The organism is Ruegeria sp. HKCCSP351 (assembly GCF_017872535.1).
Classification (GTDB): domain Bacteria; phylum Pseudomonadota; class Alphaproteobacteria; order Rhodobacterales; family Rhodobacteraceae; genus Ruegeria.
On the sequence record NZ_JAEDOV010000003.1, the window covers coordinates 141,330 to 160,064 of the forward strand.

The following is an 18,735-nucleotide window of genomic DNA, read 5'->3' on the forward strand; positions in this document are numbered from 1 at the left end:
ATGCCATGGCGATTACAACCACTCACCCTTGATGGTCTGACGGTAGATCGTGCTGAGCCAGTTGTTGCCACGGCTCTTGAGCTGGAGCCCACGAGAGGTCAGCAGCTTGTAGGCATCATCATACCATTCCGAGGATTGGTAGTTATAGCCAAGGATGGCACCTGCGGATTGCGCCTCATCCAGAAGACCGAGGGACAGATAAGCCTCGACCAGACGATAGAGCGCTTCGGCGGTGTGGGATGTGGTCTGGAAATCCTCGACCACGACGCGGAAGCGGTTGATGGCGGCTACAAAGTGATCCTGACGCAGGTAGTAGCGCCCGATCTCCATCTCTTTGCCGGCCAGATGGTCAAAGGCCAGATCGAATTTCAACACTGCCGAGGTGGCATATTCGCTGTCGGGATAAACCTCGATCACGGTGCGCAGCGATTGCAGCGCCTGAAAAGTCAGCCCCTGATCGCGCCCGACCTCGTCAATCTGGTCATAATAGCTGAGCGCCAGCAGATACTGGGCATAGGCCGCGTCTTCGTCCGTTGGATAGAAGTCGATATACCGCTGGGCCGCGGCCCGGCTTTCTTCGTAGTTCTTGTCGGAATGGAAAGAGAACGCCTGCATGATCAGCGCACGCTTGGCCCAGTCGGAATAGGGATACAGACGCTCGACCTCGGAGAAATACCAGGCCGCGTCATCCGAGCGATTCTGCGACAGTTCGTATTCGCCACGGGTGTAGATCTGTTCCGGTGTGAACCCTTCCAGATTCTGATCCCGGTCCGCGCCCTTGTTGCCAAAAAGGCCGCCTGCGTTTCCACATGCCGTCAAAACTGCTGCCAGAAGAACCGCGCCTGCGAATCTGACTGCCGCTTTGCTGCCAACCATACCGCCCATCCTTGTCGTCTTACTTAAGGGGGTTCGCCCCGAATTGAGCCATGGTCTAGCACAGAAAATTCCGGTGCAAAACGCCTTATGCAACATCTGGCGCAAATGTCGTCAGAGTTGATCTGATCAGGCGACTTCGGGAATTTCGTTTACGATCAGGCCCTGCCCCGGCAGGCGTGCGGCCTGTTCCGGCGTGCACAGAACCGGACGCACCGCGCCGGGTGTTTCAAACAGATTGCGCAGCAATGTGTTGGTCAGCGAATGACCCGACTTGTCGCCCGTGAAATGGCCCAGAATCGGCCCGCCTGCCAGATAGAGATCACCCAGAGCATCCAGCATCTTGTGGCGCACGGCTTCGTCGGCGCGGCGGAACCCACCGGGTGTCAGCACCTCGCTGCCCTGCACGACCACGGCGTTATCCAGGGTACCGCCAAGGGCCAGCCCGTTTTCGCGCATGGCTTCGACATCAATGCGGCGGCAGAAGGTGCGGCAATCGCTGAGTTCGCGCGCGAACGACCCGTTGCGCATATCCAGCGTCTTGGTCTGGCTGCCGATTGCGCTGTCTTCGAAATCGATGTGAAAGTCGATGATCAGCCCATCCGCGGGCGCGATGCTTGCGCTGGCGCCTTCCCGCGATGCGGTGACGGTCTTCAGCACCTCATAGGCCAGCACCGGGCTGGCCTGACGACGCACGCCTCGGGCCATGATACCGCGTACGAAATCGATCGAAGACCCGTCCATGATCGGAACTTCGGGGCCGTCGATTTCAATCAGCGCGTTGTGAACGCCGCACCCGGCCAAAGCAGCCATGATATGTTCGATTGTGGATACCGACACCCCGGCGTCATTGACCAGACGGGTGCAAAGCGGGGTCCGTTCGACCACGTGATAGATCGCCGGGATCATCGCATCGCCCAGATGGATATCCGTCCGTTTGAACCAGATGCCATGACCAACTGCCGCCGGTTTCAGGACCATGGTCGCAGGCTTGCCGCTGTGCAGCCCGACGCCTTTAAACGTGACCGGAGATTTGAGCGTATGTTGCAAAATGGGCCTCGGCGAGTGGTGTCCAGCCTTCTCGGGCTGTGTTGAACACTGAGTTAAGGAAGGCCGCGTCAAGGCTCAACTCACTCTTTGTAACCGAATGAAACATGTATGTAACAGATCGGCAAAACCCTGCTTACACGTTCGTAAGCCACTGTTTTAAAAAGAATTAGGGCCGCCAAATGGCGACCCCATGAGTGGATTTTGTTACCGCGATCAGTTGGCCTGACGGCGCAGGAAGGCAGGAATTTCGATACGATCCTGATCCGGGTCGGTCTCATCGTGAATCGGTGCCGTGGCCTCGGACTGGCGCAGAACGGGCTGCTGACGCGGCGGTTGAGCCGGTGTGTCAGAGGCGTGCCCGGTCATCCGGTCGATCAGCCGATTGAAGCCAAACCGCGAGCGTTCTTCGGGTTCGTGATGCGAAACCGCCGCGTGTGGGCGGGGTGCTGCGGCGCGCTGAGCTGCCGAGGGAACCTTCTGAACCGCTGCCTGCAAACGCTGGAGCGCTTCGGGCGACGGGGTGCCTGCGACAGGCGCGCGTGGGGCAACAAATGCCTCGGGCGCCGGTTCGACCTGCTCGGGCTGCGGCTCGAACTCTGCGACGCGCGGTTGATAGGCCGGGGGCGGCAGGTCATCCTCATCCCGCTCGTCAAGCGGCTGGAACTGCGGCTGGGCGGGCTCTTCCGCGGCTTCAAACAGCGAAGGTTCGCGGTTTTCTTCCATCTGCGGCGCGGGCTCTGCCATTTCGGCGGCTGCGGGTGCTTCTTCGCGACCATATTCTTCGGCCGAAACGGTGCGGGTCAGCGGCTCGGACATCGAGCGGCGCGCGACCGGGACATCAGCCGTTTTTTCGGTGGCGTCGATGCCGGTTGCAACAACCGACACGCGCATACCGCCTTCCATGGCAGTATCCAGCGTCGAGCCGACGATGATGTTCGCCTCGGGGTCCACTTCCTCGCGGATGCGGTTGGCGGCTTCGTCCAGCTCGAACAGGGTCAGGTCGTGCGAACCGGTGATGTTGATCAGAACGCCTTTGGCGCCCTTGAGGCTGATTTCGTCCAGCAGCGGGTTTGCAATGGCTTTTTCCGCCGCCTGGATGGCGCGGTCTTCGCCTGTTGCCTCGCCGGTGCCCATCATGGCTTTGCCCATCTCGTCCATTACGGCGCGCACATCCGCAAAGTCGAGGTTGATCAGGCCCGGACGCACCATCAGGTCGGTTACGCCTTTGACACCCTGATACAGGACATCGTCGGCCATCGAGAACGCCTCGGTAAAGGTGGTCTTTTCATTGGCGAGGCGGAACAGGTTCTGGTTCGGAATGATGATCAACGTGTCGACGACCCGTTGCAGCGCCTCAACGCCGTCTTCGGCCTGACGCATCCGCTTGGCACCTTCGAACTGGAAGGGCTTGGTCACGACACCCACGGTCAGCACACCCAGCTCACGCGCGGCCTGCGCGATGATCGGAGCAGCGCCGGTGCCGGTGCCGCCGCCCATGCCCGCGGTGATAAAGCACATATGCGCGCCTGCCAGATGATCGACGATCTGTTCGATGCTTTCTTCGGCAGCTGCGGCACCCACGGCCGGACGGGCCCCCGCCCCCAGACCTTCGGTGACCTTCACACCCAGTTGCACCCGCGCCGAGGACTGGCTTTGCTGCAGCGCCTGCGCGTCGGTGTTGGCGACGACAAAATCGACGCCGTCCAGCTGTTTTTCAATCATGTTGTTGACAGCGTTACCGCCCGCACCGCCAACGCCAAATACTGTAATCCGAGGCTTCAGTTCGTCTTGCCCGGGCATCGAAAGATTCAATGTCATGCTCTGTCCGCCTGTATTTATGTTCCGCCAAAGCGGTGTTTTTCTTACCTATCCTTGCTCGATTCTAGCGGGCTGATGCGAAAAGGTCACGTCAAAAATCGCGATTCACCACAAAATATGGAGGAAATAAGGCAGAAACCGGCGGCATTTCGCAGGTACTGCCAGATATAGCGGAAACAACGGCGACCATCACAAGGCAGACGGTCCCGGCGCGAGGACTCAGCCGTTCGTCACGCTTTCGTCGACCATCATTTACACTGCGGAAAACTGCTCAGGTCCTGCCGCGAGGCCTCTGCCGGGCCTTGTGGATATCTTGAGGGATAATTCGACGCGCTGCAACCGGATTTTTCAACTGAGCGGTGCACTTGGACAGTTGAGACTGGTTTCGGTGATGCTGCGCACCTCCTGGATTTCGCCATCTGCAAACGAGGCCAGACGCACCATCAGACGGCCTTCGTGCAGGAAGGGCCACCAGCAGACGGGAATACCATCCGGATCGTTGTCATACAGAAAGCAGATCTGACCGTTTGGCGTGGTGATCTGCCCATAGACACAGCCCTGCCCCTCTTGCCGCCAGACCGAGATGTGACGGTTCAGAAATTGCTCGGTCCCGACCAGATCGTTGCTGCGAATCTCATGGAAGGTGAGCGTTTTGCCGACGGCGGCATCCAGAAACGCTTCGGGCGTGATGATGGTCTGGGCCGAAACCCATCCCGGCAACAGGGCCGCACACAAAGCGGCCCGGCACAGGGGGCTACCAATTGTCACGGAACCACCGGACGGCCCGCTTGAACGGGCGCGCGGCGTAGGTGTCGACCGGGATTTCGAAATCCCACCATTCGTCCTGTGGGTGCGCCGCAAACAGGCTGAGCCCCACGGAGGACGAGAACGCCGGACCTGTCGCCGATTGCGGCAGGCCATGCACCCGCAGCGGGCGACCCAGACGCACGCGTTGACCTAGGATGCGGGTCGCCAGACCGTCCAGCCCCATGATCTGACTGCCGCCACCGGTCAGAACGATCTGCTGGCTTGGCATGTGTTCAAACCCGGCCGCATCCAGACGCACGCGGACCTCTTCAAGGATTTCCTCGACGCGCGGGCGCATGATGCCGATCAACTCGGCCCGGCTGACGGTGCGGCGGTCGTGTTCCCAGTCACCGGTATCGCCGCCGATATCGATCATGTCACGGTCATCAGCGCCGGTCGCATGAACGCCGCCATTGAACGTCTTGATCCGTTCCGCCACTGCCGCGGGCACGCCCAGCCCCATCGAGATATCGGCGGTCACGTGATCGCCGCCCATACGCACGCAATCGGCATAGATCATGTGTTTCTTCATGAAGATCGAAACGCTGGTGGTGCCGCCGCCCATGTCGATACAGGCCGCGCCCAGTTCCTGCTCATCCTCGACCAGCGCGGAAATTCCCGAGACATAAGCGGAGTTTGCAATCCCGGCGAGTTCCAGATCGCAGCGTTTGATACAGCGCACGATGTTCTGGATCGCCATCGCATCGACGGTCAGCATGTGCATATCGACCGCAAGGCTTTGGCCCATCTGCCCGCGCGGGTCGATCAGGCCCGAACGGTTGTCGAGCGCAAAATTGACCGGCTGTGCGTGCAGCACCTCGCGCCCGTCGCCGTAATCCGGCACGTCGCAGGCGTTCAGAACACGGCCCACTTCGGCCTCGGACACCAGTTGGCCATCCAGATCGACCTGCGCGTCCAGCCCGTAAGAGCGCGGGTTGGCCCCCGAGAAACAGGCGATGACGTGATCGACACGGATATCGGCCATCTTCTGCGCCGCCTGAAGCGCGGTGCGGATGGCGCGTTCGGTTTCCTGCATGGCGGTGACTTCGCCAAACTGTACGCCACGCGAACGTGTCGTTGCGGCCCCGATCACCCGAAACCCCGTCTGCCCCGCCATTGAGCCGATGGTGTTATCTTCACTCAACCGGCCCGATCCGTCAAAACGCAGAACCAGACAGGCAATCTTGGAACTGCCCACATCCAGAATCGCGATCACACCGCGTTGCAATGCCTGGCGCCGCATCTGACGCATGGCGCGTTGGGACTGATAAAGATCGGTCATCATGCTCGTTACTGCCCGTTACTCATTGTCACTTTTGTATTCCACCAGTCTTCGCTGGCGGCTTTGGTCATTCGGATGGTGGGACGCTGGCCTAGGCGCATGTCGACCACGGCCACGTCGCGTTCCAGAAGGTCCTGCACCTCGTTCACCGCAAGCACGCGTTCCAGCGAGCGCACCGGGCGTTCGGTCGGCAGCATGATGCGCTGGCCACGGTCGAGGACCAGATCCCAGCGCCGTTCACCCACGCGCACCAGCCCGCGCACACGATTGCCCAGGCTGCGGGCGGTCTGAAAAATCTCGAGCGCCTGCGCCACATGGGCATCCGCACCTGCGCCCGCGATCAGCGGCAGGTCGGCATGGTCCTTGCGAGAGGTGGTTTCCTTGACATGCGCGCCGGTCTCGTCGAGCAGTTCGAGCCCGTCATGCGTCCGCCAGACAATCACGGGCTGACGCTCGACCACGTTGACCTGAAGGATGCCGCCGGGGCGGATGCGTACGATTGCCGATTTCACCGGATCAAGCCCGGTGATCGTGTCGCGCATCTGTTCGACGTCCAGATCCCATGAACTGATCGGGAAATCCAGAGGCACGACCTCGCGGATATCATCGGACAGGCTGGTGCCTGCCCCGTCGATAGCCATCAGGTTGACCATGAACTCGGGGCGTTCCTGAATCGAGGTGCGAATATCGGCGATATAGGTACCAAGCGCCTCGCGCCGGTCCTGAGAGGCAAAATAGACACCAACTGCCGCGGCAATGGCGCAGATCGGCAGGCCAAGCTTGACGCCCAGACGGATGCCCGGTGTCAGCATCCAGCGCTGAAGACGATAGCTGAGGCGCGACGGGGCCGGATCACTGCGGCGTGCGGTGCGGGAAAACACCCGCGCCCCGCGCAGACGCAGAATGGGCTGGGTATCATGCGGTTCCGTATCGGCCGAGGCAAAATCGGCATCCGGCCCGGCAAGGGGTTTGGTGCGATGGATTTCCAGAGAGCGGCTGGCGGTTAACGGTTGCATGAGGCGTCCTCAACCATCCAGGCGCAGAGCTGGCCAAATGTCATGCCCAGATGCGCGGCTTGTTCCGGGGCCAGCGAAGTGGGTGTCATGCCCGGCTGGGTGTTGGTTTCCAGCAGAAACAGCCCATCAGCACCCGCGCTGTCATCCCAGCGAAAATCGGTGCGGCTGACGCCCCTGCAGCCCAAAGCATCATGCGCGCGCAGGGCATAATCCATGCAGCGATCAAAGATGTCCTGCGGGATATCGGCGGGGACCACGTGCCATGATCCGCCGGGTTTGTACTTGGCGTCATAATCGTACCAGCCGCCATCGGTCATGATCTCGGTTACGGTCAGGGCGCGGTCGCCCATCACGGTCACGGTCAGTTCGCGCCCGGCCACGTATTTCTCGACCATGATCTGGTCGGGCATGTCTTCGGACAGCTGCGGCGGGCCATTGGCGTTTTCGTGGACGATGTAGATGCCGACGCTGGACCCTTCGTTATTGGGTTTGGCCACATAGGGCGGTTCCATCACGTGGGCGCGGGTCACCTCGGCCCGTGGAACGATCACGCTGGGGACAACGGGCAGACCCTCGGCCTGATAGACGTCCTTGCTGCGTTGCTTGTCCATGGCAAGGGCCGAGGCCAGAACGCCCGAATGGGTATAGGGAATCCGCATCCATTCCAGCATCCCCTGCACGCAGCCATCTTCGCCCCAGCGGCCATGCAAGGCGTTGAAAACCACATCCGGCTGAATATCCAACAGGCGCGCATAGAGGTCGGGACCAGCGTCCAGTTCGACCACTTCAATACCTTCTCCCACAAGGGCGGCCGCGCATTCGCGCCCAGAGCTGAGAGACACCTCGCGTTCCGCCGAGGGGCCACCCATCAATACCGCCACTTTGGGGTTTGTCCTGCTCGACATACCCAATGTGCGCCTCAATGTCCCCGGACCTTATGTGGTGGTCCGTACTGCGTTTATGCCTTTGATCCGTCGCCTGAATTTGCCTGTTTTGGTCTGACGGTCGGGGCTTTATTCTTTTAGCGGATCACCGATCCGCATGATTTCCCACTCTAGCGTGATGCCGCTTGTTTCGTAAACCTTTTTTCGCACCTCTTCGCCCAGACCTTCGAGGTCATCAGCGGTGGCGGTGCCGGTATTGATCAGGAAGTTCGAGTGTTTCGGGCTCATCTGCGCCCCGCCGCGTGTCGCGCCGCGCATTCCCGCATCGTCGATCACTTTCCACGCCTTGAGGTCATGCACGTCATCAGCCTGCCCGGTCGAGGAAAACCCGGCCGGGTTGCGGAAGGTCGATCCGGCACTGCGGTCTTTGGTGGGTTGGGTTTCGTCACGCTTTTTCAGTTGCGCTTCCATTCGGGCATGAAGGTCATCGGGATCGCCGGACGGGCCTTCGAACGTGGCCGAAATCAGAACGGCGCCTTCGGGCAGGTCGGACTGGCGATAGCGAAAGTTCAGATCCTCGGGCGTCAGGTCCCGCAGGTCGCCCTGTCGGGTGACAATGGTGGCCTTGCGCAGCACATCCGCTGTGTAGCTGCCATAACAGCCCGCATTCATCCGCACCGCGCCCCCGATCGAGCCGGGGATGGTGCGCAGAAAGGTCAGGTCCACACCCGCATCCGCCGCCTTGCGCGCAACATGCGCGTCCAGCGCCGCCGCGCCCGCGGTGACGGTGTTGCCCTCAACCGAGATGGCGTTGAACCCGCGCCCCAGCCGGATCACAACGGCCCGCAAGCCGCCATCGCGCACGATGAGGTTCGAGCCGACCCCCATCGGAAAAACCAGCACACCATCCGGCAGATCGCGCAGGAAGGCCTGCAAGTCTTCGACATCGGCAGGTTGAAACAGGTAATCCGCCGGCCCACCGACGCGGAGCCATGTGAGGTCAGACAGGTTGCGCGCTTTGGACAGGCGGCCCCGGACATCGGGAAGAACAGGGGGAAGCAGAGTCATGTAGTCGTGCGCACCGCCAGGCTGCGCCCACCGACCCCGCCCATGATTGCGGCGAAAAGGAAGGGAAGAACACCGGCAGTCAACCAGACCAGCGGGCGGAACGCCTTGTACTCTTCACCCGTTCCGACACCGGCCAGCACGACGATCAGCCCCAGACCAACCGCGGATGTCAGCCCGATCAGCCACAATAGGCTGCGCAGGCCAAGCCAGCGGCCCGCCGTAAACCCGGCAACGGCACCCAGAACGAAGGAAACGAGCGGCAGATAGGCAAATGTGGCGATTGTCGCCATGACAGATCTCCTGAAGTTGGCCGGTTATTCTTTGGCCGCCTTCATGCCCTGCATTTTCGCCTTTGTCCAACGGGTCAGATAAATCACCGGCCAGCGCAGCACGGACATGCCCATTGCCAGCACCAGCAGCCCGATCCAGGGGCCATTTTCATAGGTGACATAGCCGACGATGGGAATGCCCACGATGATCAGGATATAGGCGCGCGTCCAGTGGTTGTCGGTGCTGGGGATCAGCGCAAGAACGTTGGCGGCAATGCCCCACAGGGCTGCCAGAGCGATAGACCACGTCATTCTGCGACCTCGCGCCCTGTCCATTTGCGCCAGTAATACCGGATGGGGTTGCGGAACATCGACACGAACCCGGCAAATGCCGCGACCGACCAGAACCAGCCGTGGACATATCCAAGCCATACGACCAGCACTGGTGCGCAGACCAACAGGACAAACCCCGGCGGGAATTGCAGCCGCATCGGCAGCATTGCCACGATGGTGGCGCAGATCACCCAAAGCGCTGCAAAGATCATCGAATAGTCCATTCGCCCCTCCGAGGACACGCGACTGTTGCGGTCAGAATATCACACTTTTAAGTTGTGCGACAAACAAATGACGCGTCAAACAGCTTGTTTTCTTTGCAATCTCTCGGGCAGGCCATTGGCCCAGGCGCTGATCGTACCGGCCCCGAGGCAGACGACCATATCGCCCGGACGGGCCTGTTCGCGCACGAGGCGTTCAAGGTCGTCTTCATCCAGCAGCGCACGGGCGTGGCGGTGGCCGTGACGGATCAGACCCTGCACCAGATCGTCGCGTGACGCGCCTTCGATCGGGTCTTCACCAGCGGCAAAAACCTCGGCAATGGCCACGACATCGGCGTCGTTGAAACAGGTGCAGAAATCGTCAAACAGGTTGGACAGGCGCGAATAGCGGTGCGGCTGATGCACGGCGATCACGCGACCTTCGGTCGCCTGACGGGCGGCCTTGAGAACGGCGGCGATTTCGACCGGGTGGTGGCCGTAATCGTCGATGATGGTGACACCGTCGATTTCTCCGACCTTTGTAAAGCGACGGTTGACGCCGCCGAAATTGGCCAGCGCGTCGCGGATTTCCGCAGCTTTCATACCCAGATGACGGGCGACGGCAGCGGCGGACAGCGCGTTTGAGACGTTGTGATCGCCGGGCATCGGCAGGGTGCAGCCTTCGATCATCTTGTCTTCGTATTGCAGATGGATGTCGAAATGCGCCACGCCACCTTTGTAGGTCAGGTTCACAGCCCGCACATCCGCCTGCGCGTTGAACCCATAGGTTCGCACACGGCGGTCGGTGATGCGGCCGACAAGGGCCTGAACCTCGGCATGATCGGTGCAGCAGACGGCCAGACCGTAGAATGGCAGGTTCGAGACGAACTCGTAAAAGCCGTCGCGCAGCCTGTCGAAATCACCCCAATGTTCCATATGCTCGGGGTCGATATTGGTGACAATGGCAATGGTTGCGGGCAGGCGGTTGAACGAGCCATCGCTCTCGTCGGCTTCGACCACCATCCATTCGCCCTGCCCCATCCGCGCGTTCGATCCATAGGCGTGGATGATGCCGCCATTGATCACGGTCGGATCGAAATCGCCTGCCACCATCAGTTCGGCCATCATGGTCGTCGTGGTGGTCTTGCCGTGTGTTCCGGCAATGGCAATGTTCGAGCGCAGGCGCATCAGTTCGGCCAGCATGTCGGCGCGGCGGACAACCGGCAGCCCTCGGGCGCGGGCTTGGTCCAGCTCCGGGTTGCCCGGTTTGATCGCGGTCGAGACAACCACGACGGCCGCGTTTTCAAGGTTTTCGGCGCGCTGGCCGACGAAAATCTCGGCCCCCAAACTTGCCAGCCGGTCGGTGATCTTCGATACCTTCAGGTCCGAGCCCTGCACCTGGTACCCCAGGTTCAGCAGCACCTCGGCGATACCCGACATTCCGATCCCGCCGATCCCAACAAAGTGAATCGGCCCTACGTCCTGCGGCAGTTTGGTTGCTGGGTTCATGTGGTCTCCTTCTGCGCCAGCTGCTCGACCAGAGCGACCAGACGCTGGGTGGCATCGGGCGCCCCGACCGACAGGGCGCCATGGGCCATTTTCTGTGCGGCTTCGGGGTTCATAAGAACCGTGGTGATTTGCTGTGTCAGCGTGGGAACGTCAAGCGCATTTTCCGGGATCATGATGGCCCCGCCGGCCTGCACCAGCCCGCGCGCGTTGGCGGTCTGATGATCCCCGGCGGCAGCAGCAAACGGGATCAGGATCGAAGGACGACCGATGACCGAGATATCGGCCACGCTGGACGCGCCCGAGCGCGAGATCACAAGCTGCGCATCCGACATGCGGCGGGGAATGTCATCGAAGAAGGGCTGAACGTCGGCGCGGATACCATGGTCTTGATAAAATGCGCTGACCCGTTGGCCATCTTCATCCCGCGCCTGATGCGAGACACGGATATGCGCGCGAAGGTCCTCGGGCAGCGCGGCAATCGCTCCGGGCACCATATCGCTGAGGATGCGCGCACCCTGCGAGCCGCCCATCACCAGAACCGACATCGGGTAATCACCCGGCGGGATATACCCGGCGGCGGCGCGGTCCAGAACCGCGGCACGCACCGGGTTGCCGGTGTGGATGCCGTGCGCGCCTTCGGGCAGATCCGTCGGCCAGACGCCGCAGGCCACCTGTGCAACGCGGGTTGCGAACAACTGGTTCACGCGGCCCAGAACCCCGTTCTGTTCATGGATCATTCGCGGTATTTTCAGCAGGGTCGCGGCGCCCAGCGCCGGGATCGACGGATAACCGCCAAAGCCCACGACAACATCCGGTTTGTCGCGCATCATCTGGAAGATCATGCTGGTGACACCACCAGCGATAATCGGGCCAACCATCGCCTTTGCCGCCAGACCGCCACGGGCGAAGGTGGCCGAGGATGCCTCGACAATTTCGGTCGAACGGGGAAAGCCACCGATATAGCGCGCACCGCGCGGGTCGGTGGACAGGCGCACACGCCAGCCCTTGTGCAGCATCGCCTCGGCCAGCGCCTGAGCGGGGAACATATGGCCCCCGGTGCCGCCAGCCGCAATCAACAGGTAAGGGTTCCCCATTATCCTCGTCCGCGCAGAATATCGCCTAGTTCGCCCTGTGGGCGGTTTCGGGTGAAGGCCAGCAGCATGCCAACGGCAATACCGCCAGCAATCAGGGACGAGCCGCCATAGCTGACGAACGGCAAAGTCATGCCCTTGGCGGGCAGCAGACGTACCGCAACACCCATGTTGATCATCGCCTGAACGCCAAACATGCAGGCCAGACCGGTACCGGCCAGACGAATGAACATGTCGCGTTCGCGCATCAGCCGCAGCAGCGAGCGCACGACGATCAGCGCATAAAGCGCAATGATGATCATGACGAGGATCAGGCCGTATTCCTCGGCCGCGACGGCGATGATGAAATCGGTATGGGCATCGGGCAGCGACCATTTCACCTGCCCCTCCCCCACGCCGACGCCGAACAACCCGCCTTCGCGGATGGCGTTGGTGGCATAGCCCAGCTGGGTTGTGGGATCGACCTCTTGATTTAGAAAGCCGTCGATGCGGCGGGCAAAGTGTTCAGAATTCGAATAGGCCAACATCCCGCCCAGAACGACAACACCGGCCATGCCCAGCAACAGCAGCATCGGGGCCCCGGCCACGAAATACATGACGCCCCAGCCGAACAGGATCAGGCAGGCCTGACCGAAATCGGGTTGCATCACCAACATGGCCACGATGGCCATGCAGAGCGCAAAGGACCAGAGCCGCCCCGGAGGGCCGTTGATTTCCTGTGAGGCCGCCAGCAGCCAAGCGGCCACGACGACAAAGCCGGGTTTCAGAAACTCGGACGGTTGCAGTGAGGCAAAGCCAAGCGAATACCAACGCACCGCACCCTTGCCGAAATCCGTTCCAAACACCGGCAAGAAGACCAGAGCGACGAAGGCCCCCAGAAAACCCAGAACGGCCAGACGCCGCACCAAGGTTGGAGACATCATCGAAGTCAGCAGCATCGCGATCAGCGCCAATCCGCCGAACAAGGCCTGACGCTCGACATAATGGAAGGGGTCGAACCCGTTGCGACCGGCCAGTGGCGGCGAAGAGGCCAGCCCCAGCAACAGCCCGATGGTAAACAGGATCAGAACGCAGGACATCGTCCAGCGATCGATAGTACGCCACCACTTCGGTAGAATCGGTTCTCCGCGCTGGTCCTGGACCGCGCCATACACCATCTCAGTCATGAGATACCGCCACTCTCTGCCTCGTTAACGCCCCGTTTTCGGGGTCTGGCTACGAGTCTACATGCAATTTGGCGATCAGGCCAGCCTGTTCGCGGGCAAATCGGGATTTCCCGCGCAAGACCCGCGCCGCAGACCCAGACTGCCTGTCAACCGTGTTGCGACGGCCACCGGGCGGGAGGCGGCGGGCTGTCAGACTTTGGTCAGCAGCAGCGGCACATCCAGCAGCCCCGCCACACCGAACAGTTCGGCCCTGGGGGGAGGCGTGTAACCGTTGATCGCATCAGCTTGCAGGGTTCCTGCGGCCGAGGACCAATACCAGTGGGCATTATTGAAACGCGTTGCAGATGTTTCGAGGTTCTTGAAGATGGCTTTGATCTGCACCCCATTGAGAACATTGGGCGACTTTCGTTGCATCATCGCGATTGCCCCGGCAACAAGGGCCGAAGCCCCCGAAGTGCCGCCGAATTCGGTATACAGACCAGCAGGATCGTCCACGGCCTTTTTTCGGGTTTCGACAGCCGCGGCAAGGCTGCCTTCGACATAACCCCGGGGGCCCGGCACGTCCAACGTCACCAACCGTTGAGGTGCGAAATCGACAATCGGGATCGCGTCACCACTGCCATCGCGTTTGAGGTGATGTTTGGGAAGAGCGGCCCGATCCTCCAGATGGAAGTCAGTCGCCGAGGCCGCGTCCCGGTCCAGACGTATTTGATAGCGGTTGTATATCTCACCGTCATCCGAGGGGGCGGACACGGTCAGATCAGCAGAATAGTTCGAATACCCGGACCGGTAGCCATTATAGTTGACGGCCCCCACGGAAATGATCCCATTGGCTGGATCACCGGACAGGCTGGCGGGGTAAATCAATTCACTTCGACCGTCATTGCCAGCCGCGCAGACCACCGGAATTTTCGTGCTGACCCATTCGACGACCTTGTGGAGCGTCGACCACGCCACTGAAATATCGCGCGCGTCACCGTCGGGTTCATCGCGCATCGTCTCGTGCAGGCGCGTCTTTTCGTGCCTGTCCAGACCCGGATAGAACGGTTCGGTAACAGTGGCAGGACGGTCATCATACCCGGGCCAATGGTCCGGGTTCGCTATGTCGCGCGGAAACAGGATGACATGAACATCCTTTTCATGAGCATAAAGAAACGCCGCAATCAACTCTTCCGGGCTGGGTGAGATCGACGTCGTGATCGGAATAACCCTGCTTTTGGGATCAACCCCGTAATACGCCGCGATATTGCCGGTATTGCCGAATTGATCCGCTGCAAAGCTGGTTCCGCAGGCCAGCCCGGCACAGCTGGTGCCGTGCCCGGCATAGCGATCATCATAAGCATCGATGTAACGCTTGACACCGAACCCCGATCTCAATCCGGCAATCACCCGCTGTTCCTGCGACGTCAGGCCCGGAATGCCCAAGGGGTTCTGAATGCCCGACAGATGTTGCACATGTTCTTCGATATGTTCTGCCCCTGCCCCAACGGCCGACCGGTCGATGTATTTGACACCGAACGGGTGGCTGGCCAGATCAAGGGCTTCGTCCCGAATGACCCTGTCCGCCGGAACCGGTCCGGTGTCCGGCGCTTTCAGGTTTGGGTGATGCGGGGCCACGCCCATGTCGATCAGGGCGATCTTCGCCTCGGCCAGAGCAGGGCCTGTGAAATCCCAGATCGCGCTGTCGATTTCCGGGCAGGTCTCTCCGTCAGCGGGCGGGGGCGCCTTGACGGTCAAGGCTTTGATCGCGACCAGGTGCCAGAGATAGTAATATCGTGCGTAGTCTTCGTTTCCTGCGGTCATTTCGTCACCTCGCGTTGATCCTTAACCCAGCCATTCGTCTTGTGCTTCGTCCATCAGTTCGTCCAGAACCTCGGTCAGGTAAGCCACGGTTTTTCTGGCCAGACTTCGCCCGGCGGCTGTGTCGCTTGGGTAGTGCAGACCAGCCCATTCGCGGTTTTCAGCAATCCGCTGGGCGCGGTGGAACAAAGCGACAGTGCCCGGATGTTCAGGGATCAGCCGCGAGAACAGTTCGGCAATCGCGAAGGATTGGTAGGAGTGGTTCGAGGGGTAAGCCGCATGAAAAGGCACCGGGATAAAGGGCCGGATCAGCGGCTGGATGATATTGGGTCTGGGTCGGCTGAAGCGGTTCTTGTAGGTCAGGCCAATCTCATTCGTCAGTTCCAGCAGGATCGTCATTAGCGCGCGGGTCGCATCAAAGCCGCCCTGCTCGTCAATGCCCAGCGGGCTGAGATAGTCATCAATGCCAAAGCCTGCCTGCGTCACGATTTCCTCGCGCCGCGTCGCCTGATTTGACCACTTGAGCCGCCCTTGCAGGATCAGCAGGTATTCGGTTTCCTTCATGCTTTCGTCAGGGCCCGGCGGCGGCAGAAGATCGATGTTTTCCCAGATTTTGCCCAGCAGGCCGGATGCGGGCAGCATTCCGATCCGGCACAGATCGCGCATCTCGCGCCAGCCGAAGGAAGCATCGCTGCCGCCGACGTCAAAATCGCTGCGGTTCCGGTTACGATTGCGATTTCTGTTTCGGTTCCGGTTTCTGTTCCGATTGCGGTTTCTGTTGCGGTTCCGGTTCAGTGCGAATGCCGAAGATGCGCTCATCGCGATTGAGGCCGCGCCGAGGGCAGAGCGTTTCCCGATCTCATCGTCTATCGAATCCATTACACCTGCGTCAGCCTTGAGCGGATCAATGAACCGCTCGTCCTGCATGAAATCACTGAGTTTGCGCAGCGTTTCATCGTCCAACACCTCTGGGTCCAGCGCGTTGATCGCTTTACTGTATTGCAGGTAACTCTCTCTCTGGGCATCGAAAATGAAATTGTTCAGCTCAGATTGGTTCGCCCCCAATGAGGAGCCGAGACCACCGGTTCCGGCAAGGTTCATCAGTTTCACCACTTTGCACGAGATCAGCTCACCACGTCGGACCATCATGCCAAAGTCGTTGAGCGTGGAAACGTAAGACATAAGTAAACCCCCTACTTTTACCCCTACTTTAAGCGTGTTGCGGCAATCCGATCCTGGACAGGCCGCTTTCCATCAGTTGCGCGCTGAACCGTGTTGGCACCGGGAACCGGTCTTGCTGGATGCAGGCCAGCGACATGTCCGGTTCCAAATTAGTCAACCGCTGCAAGGCGAACTCGCCTCGCTGCCGGTCACCTGCGTGCCCGTAAGCCGCAGCCAGATAGCGCATGACGGTTTTGAACTGCGGCTGAACCTCCATCACGGATTCGCCGAACCTGATGGATTTCTCGAACTCGCCATTGACCAGCGCGGCGACGCATCCTGCCCCGTCAAACAGGTGCCGGTACGGGCTGTGCCGCCCGATAAGCCGCGCCTTCTGCGCGGCTTCCACCGCCAGCGCCGGACGATCCGTGTAGCAATAGAGCATGGCGGCGGAATCCCAGCTCATCGCACGATAAGGGCTGAGCTCGAGCGCGCGGTCGACCAGATCCTGCGCCACCGAAAACTCTCGGAACACGTAGGAATGCACGTGAGCGACAAGGCCCAGAACAGTGCCGTTATCCGGGTCAGCCTCGACCGCGCGGCGGGCCAGATCGCGCGCCTGCGCTTCCAGTGTAGCATCCCAGGTGCCGTACCGTTCGCCGACCTTGAATGTTGTGACATAAGCCAGCCACGCAAGGTAGACCGGCTTGGGATCAAGCTCGTAAGCCGCCAGAATATCCGCCTCGAGCTGGTCCAGCCCCGGCCCGGTCATGGTCAGCAGGTGATGCACGGCGGCAACGGCGGTTTTCGCCGCGTGATGGGAGGCCGGATCGCGCATGTGACGCCCGTTCAGCAAAGCCGTCAGCAAAGCGTCGGTGGCATAGCTGATGAACGATGTCAGACCCGAGCAGTTTTGCCCCAGAAAGTCACCCTGATCGGCCACCACATTCTGGCTCCAGATCACTTTTCTGTCTTCCGACCGCATTGCGGTGGCGGACACTTGCAACATGCTGCCACAGGTCGAAGCGCGACACTGAAGGAAAAGATCAGGCCCAGCCGACAGTGGTTCCTTTGGAAGCGCGACCTGCGGCACCCGGTAATCCTGAACCTCGAGCGCTTCGGTTTCGGTAAGGGATTTGGACAGCTGTTCCGCAACGATGTTGGACACGAATGTCGCGGTTTCGGAACTGCCACCGACATCCGGAGACAACAGACCTATCACGAAATTCGGGCGCGGTATGGAGAACGACATCTGCTCGGACCGGAAGGCCGTTGGTTTGGTGGGAACGGGAACCGGCTGTGCTTTTCCGTCCTTCTCATAGGGGACGTCGATGGTTGCGCGGGCCACTTTGAACAGTTCGAGCGTGGCACCGATATTCTTGAGATTGGGCCGCCCGATCGAGTTGAACAGGAAATCCTGCCGCCCGCGCAGCGCATTGCGCACAACGCTTGAGACCAGAACCTCGCCGGATGAGCCGACGCTTTCGATCCGAGCTGCCGTATTCACGGCGTCACCGATGATCTGCTGGTCAACCTCGAACGTGTCGCCAAGATGTATCCCAATTCGATACCCCTTGGCGTACCGGTCGGGGGCATGGGTCAGGACATCCTGCACCCCCAGCGCAGTTTCGACGGCGGCACGCGCACTTGGAAAGACGGCGCACAGTCCGTCACCGGTCAGGCCGGTCACCCGACCCCGAAAGCTGTTAACCAGATCGCTGACGCAGTTCAGATCGCGGCGGATTCTGGCCAGCGTTTCAAGCTCGTCCTCGCGGACGGCGGCAGAGTAATCACATGCATCAAGGAACAGGATCGCCCTGAGCCGCGCCTTGGGGAGGTCGCTTTGATTGTTCAAATTCAGATTAATACCCATGATCGTGTCTCGGAACTCTTTAACTTGTTGAAATGTGCCACCCCGAAAACAGGCAGGCTGGCACGCATCAAAGGCGTGTTGCGATTGCAAATGCAGCCGACGGGTGTGAATGGCGCTGCATTGCGCGGGACGGGCCACGGGCCTGAATGGAAATCACGAGGCATTAATCGGCCCGCTGATGAGATTTGGTTTCTAAAATGCGTTAAGTTCAAAATAATAAGGGTTATTGTATTGTTTTAGTGAACTTCCGTCGACATATTTTTATTTTTGAACATATTTTTCGGTGTAATTTGGCCAATTTACCCGGCACCTGTGGCGCTTGGTGCTTGGCGGGCAAGACGGGCTGATGCGGCAAGACTTCCCGTTAGGAGTGCGCGAGGGCTGATCCCGGTCAAGCACTTGGTATTGAACCGGCCGGATACTCTTGAACCAAGCGGATGGCCCGACACAGTTGCGGCTAACTGACACCGGAAATCGATTCTCCAAAAAGTATCCGAACGTTGTAATGCCTTCACCGTTTCTGCCAGACATGCCT

The 18,735-nt window shown here is 60.4% G+C and carries 17 protein-coding genes; all 17 read right to left on the bottom strand.

All coding sequences use genetic code 11. The annotated features are described in order from the left end of the window. Nucleotides 1–12: 12 nt before the first annotated feature. Nucleotides 13–876: an outer membrane protein assembly factor BamD gene (locus I9182_RS07765; RefSeq protein ID WP_209597773.1), complete on the bottom strand. Its 864-nt coding sequence runs from the start codon at nucleotides 874–876 to the stop codon at nucleotides 13–15. 126 nt (nucleotides 877–1,002) lie between these two features. Next, the gene (gene lpxC, locus I9182_RS07770; RefSeq protein WP_209597775.1) at nucleotides 1,003–1,923 is read right to left on the bottom strand and encodes a UDP-3-O-acyl-N-acetylglucosamine deacetylase; all 921 of its coding nucleotides are present in this window, start codon (nucleotides 1,921–1,923) and stop codon (nucleotides 1,003–1,005) included. 213 nt (nucleotides 1,924–2,136) lie between these two features. Then, nucleotides 2,137–3,741 (bottom strand): cell division protein FtsZ, encoded by a 1,605-nt coding sequence (gene ftsZ / locus I9182_RS07775; RefSeq protein WP_209504515.1) that lies wholly within the window; start codon nucleotides 3,739–3,741, stop codon nucleotides 2,137–2,139. A gap of 348 nt (nucleotides 3,742–4,089) precedes the next feature. Next, nucleotides 4,090–4,509 carry a hypothetical protein gene (locus I9182_RS07780; RefSeq protein ID WP_209597776.1) on the bottom strand — a complete coding sequence of 140 codons (420 nt, stop codon included), beginning with the start codon at nucleotides 4,507–4,509 and terminating at the stop codon, nucleotides 4,090–4,092. Beyond that, nucleotides 4,496–5,830: a cell division protein FtsA gene (gene ftsA / locus I9182_RS07785; RefSeq protein ID WP_209504922.1), complete on the bottom strand. Its 1,335-nt coding sequence runs from the start codon at nucleotides 5,828–5,830 to the stop codon at nucleotides 4,496–4,498. Before ftsA ends, I9182_RS07780 begins: the two co-directional genes overlap by 14 nt. 8 nt (nucleotides 5,831–5,838) lie before the next feature. Beyond that, a complete protein-coding gene (locus I9182_RS07790) occupies nucleotides 5,839–6,846 on the bottom strand; it encodes a cell division protein FtsQ/DivIB (protein ID WP_209597778.1) in 1,008 nt (335 codons plus the stop codon). After that, on the bottom strand, nucleotides 6,834–7,751 hold the full coding sequence (locus I9182_RS07795; protein ID WP_245222549.1) for a D-alanine--D-alanine ligase: 918 nt from the start codon (nucleotides 7,749–7,751) through the stop codon (nucleotides 6,834–6,836). The genes I9182_RS07790 and I9182_RS07795 overlap by 13 nt, the downstream gene beginning before the upstream one ends. Before the next feature lie 108 nt (nucleotides 7,752–7,859). After that, nucleotides 7,860–8,798: a UDP-N-acetylmuramate dehydrogenase gene (murB, locus tag I9182_RS07800; RefSeq protein ID WP_209597780.1), complete on the bottom strand. Its 939-nt coding sequence runs from the start codon at nucleotides 8,796–8,798 to the stop codon at nucleotides 7,860–7,862. Beyond that, a complete protein-coding gene (locus tag I9182_RS07805) occupies nucleotides 8,795–9,088 on the bottom strand; it encodes a hypothetical protein (RefSeq protein ID WP_209597782.1) in 294 nt (97 codons plus the stop codon). The genes murB and I9182_RS07805 overlap by 4 nt, the downstream gene beginning before the upstream one ends. A gap of 24 nt (nucleotides 9,089–9,112) precedes the next feature. Then, complete coding sequence (locus tag I9182_RS07810; RefSeq protein ID WP_209597784.1) at nucleotides 9,113–9,379, bottom strand: DUF2484 family protein; 267 nt, start codon at nucleotides 9,377–9,379, stop codon at nucleotides 9,113–9,115. Continuing rightward, nucleotides 9,376–9,624, bottom strand: coding sequence for a DUF2484 family protein (locus I9182_RS07815; protein WP_209504521.1), 249 nt, complete (start codon nucleotides 9,622–9,624; stop codon nucleotides 9,376–9,378). The genes I9182_RS07810 and I9182_RS07815 overlap by 4 nt, the downstream gene beginning before the upstream one ends. Nucleotides 9,625–9,699: 75 nt before the next feature. Beyond that, a complete protein-coding gene (murC, locus tag I9182_RS07820) occupies nucleotides 9,700–11,109 on the bottom strand; it encodes a UDP-N-acetylmuramate--L-alanine ligase (protein ID WP_209597786.1) in 1,410 nt (469 codons plus the stop codon). Continuing rightward, nucleotides 11,106–12,203 (bottom strand): UDP-N-acetylglucosamine--N-acetylmuramyl-(pentapeptide) pyrophosphoryl-undecaprenol N-acetylglucosamine transferase, encoded by a 1,098-nt coding sequence (locus I9182_RS07825; RefSeq protein ID WP_209597788.1) that lies wholly within the window; start codon nucleotides 12,201–12,203, stop codon nucleotides 11,106–11,108. The genes murC and I9182_RS07825 overlap by 4 nt, the downstream gene beginning before the upstream one ends. Beyond that, nucleotides 12,203–13,366, bottom strand: coding sequence for a putative lipid II flippase FtsW (gene ftsW, locus I9182_RS07830; protein ID WP_209504524.1), 1,164 nt, complete (start codon nucleotides 13,364–13,366; stop codon nucleotides 12,203–12,205). Before ftsW ends, I9182_RS07825 begins: the two co-directional genes overlap by 1 nt. Before the next feature lie 189 nt (nucleotides 13,367–13,555). Then, entirely contained in the window at nucleotides 13,556–15,169 is a 1,614-nt protein-coding gene (locus tag I9182_RS07835; RefSeq protein ID WP_209597790.1) for a S8 family serine peptidase, read from the bottom strand. A gap of 21 nt (nucleotides 15,170–15,190) precedes the next feature. Beyond that, on the bottom strand, nucleotides 15,191–16,348 hold the full coding sequence (locus tag I9182_RS07840; protein ID WP_209504526.1) for a phosphatase PAP2 family protein: 1,158 nt from the start codon (nucleotides 16,346–16,348) through the stop codon (nucleotides 15,191–15,193). 28 nt (nucleotides 16,349–16,376) lie between these two features. Further along, on the bottom strand, nucleotides 16,377–18,200 hold the full coding sequence (locus I9182_RS07845) for an adenylate/guanylate cyclase domain-containing protein (RefSeq protein WP_209597792.1): 1,824 nt from the start codon (nucleotides 18,198–18,200) through the stop codon (nucleotides 16,377–16,379). Between the last annotated feature and the right edge of the window lie 535 nt (nucleotides 18,201–18,735).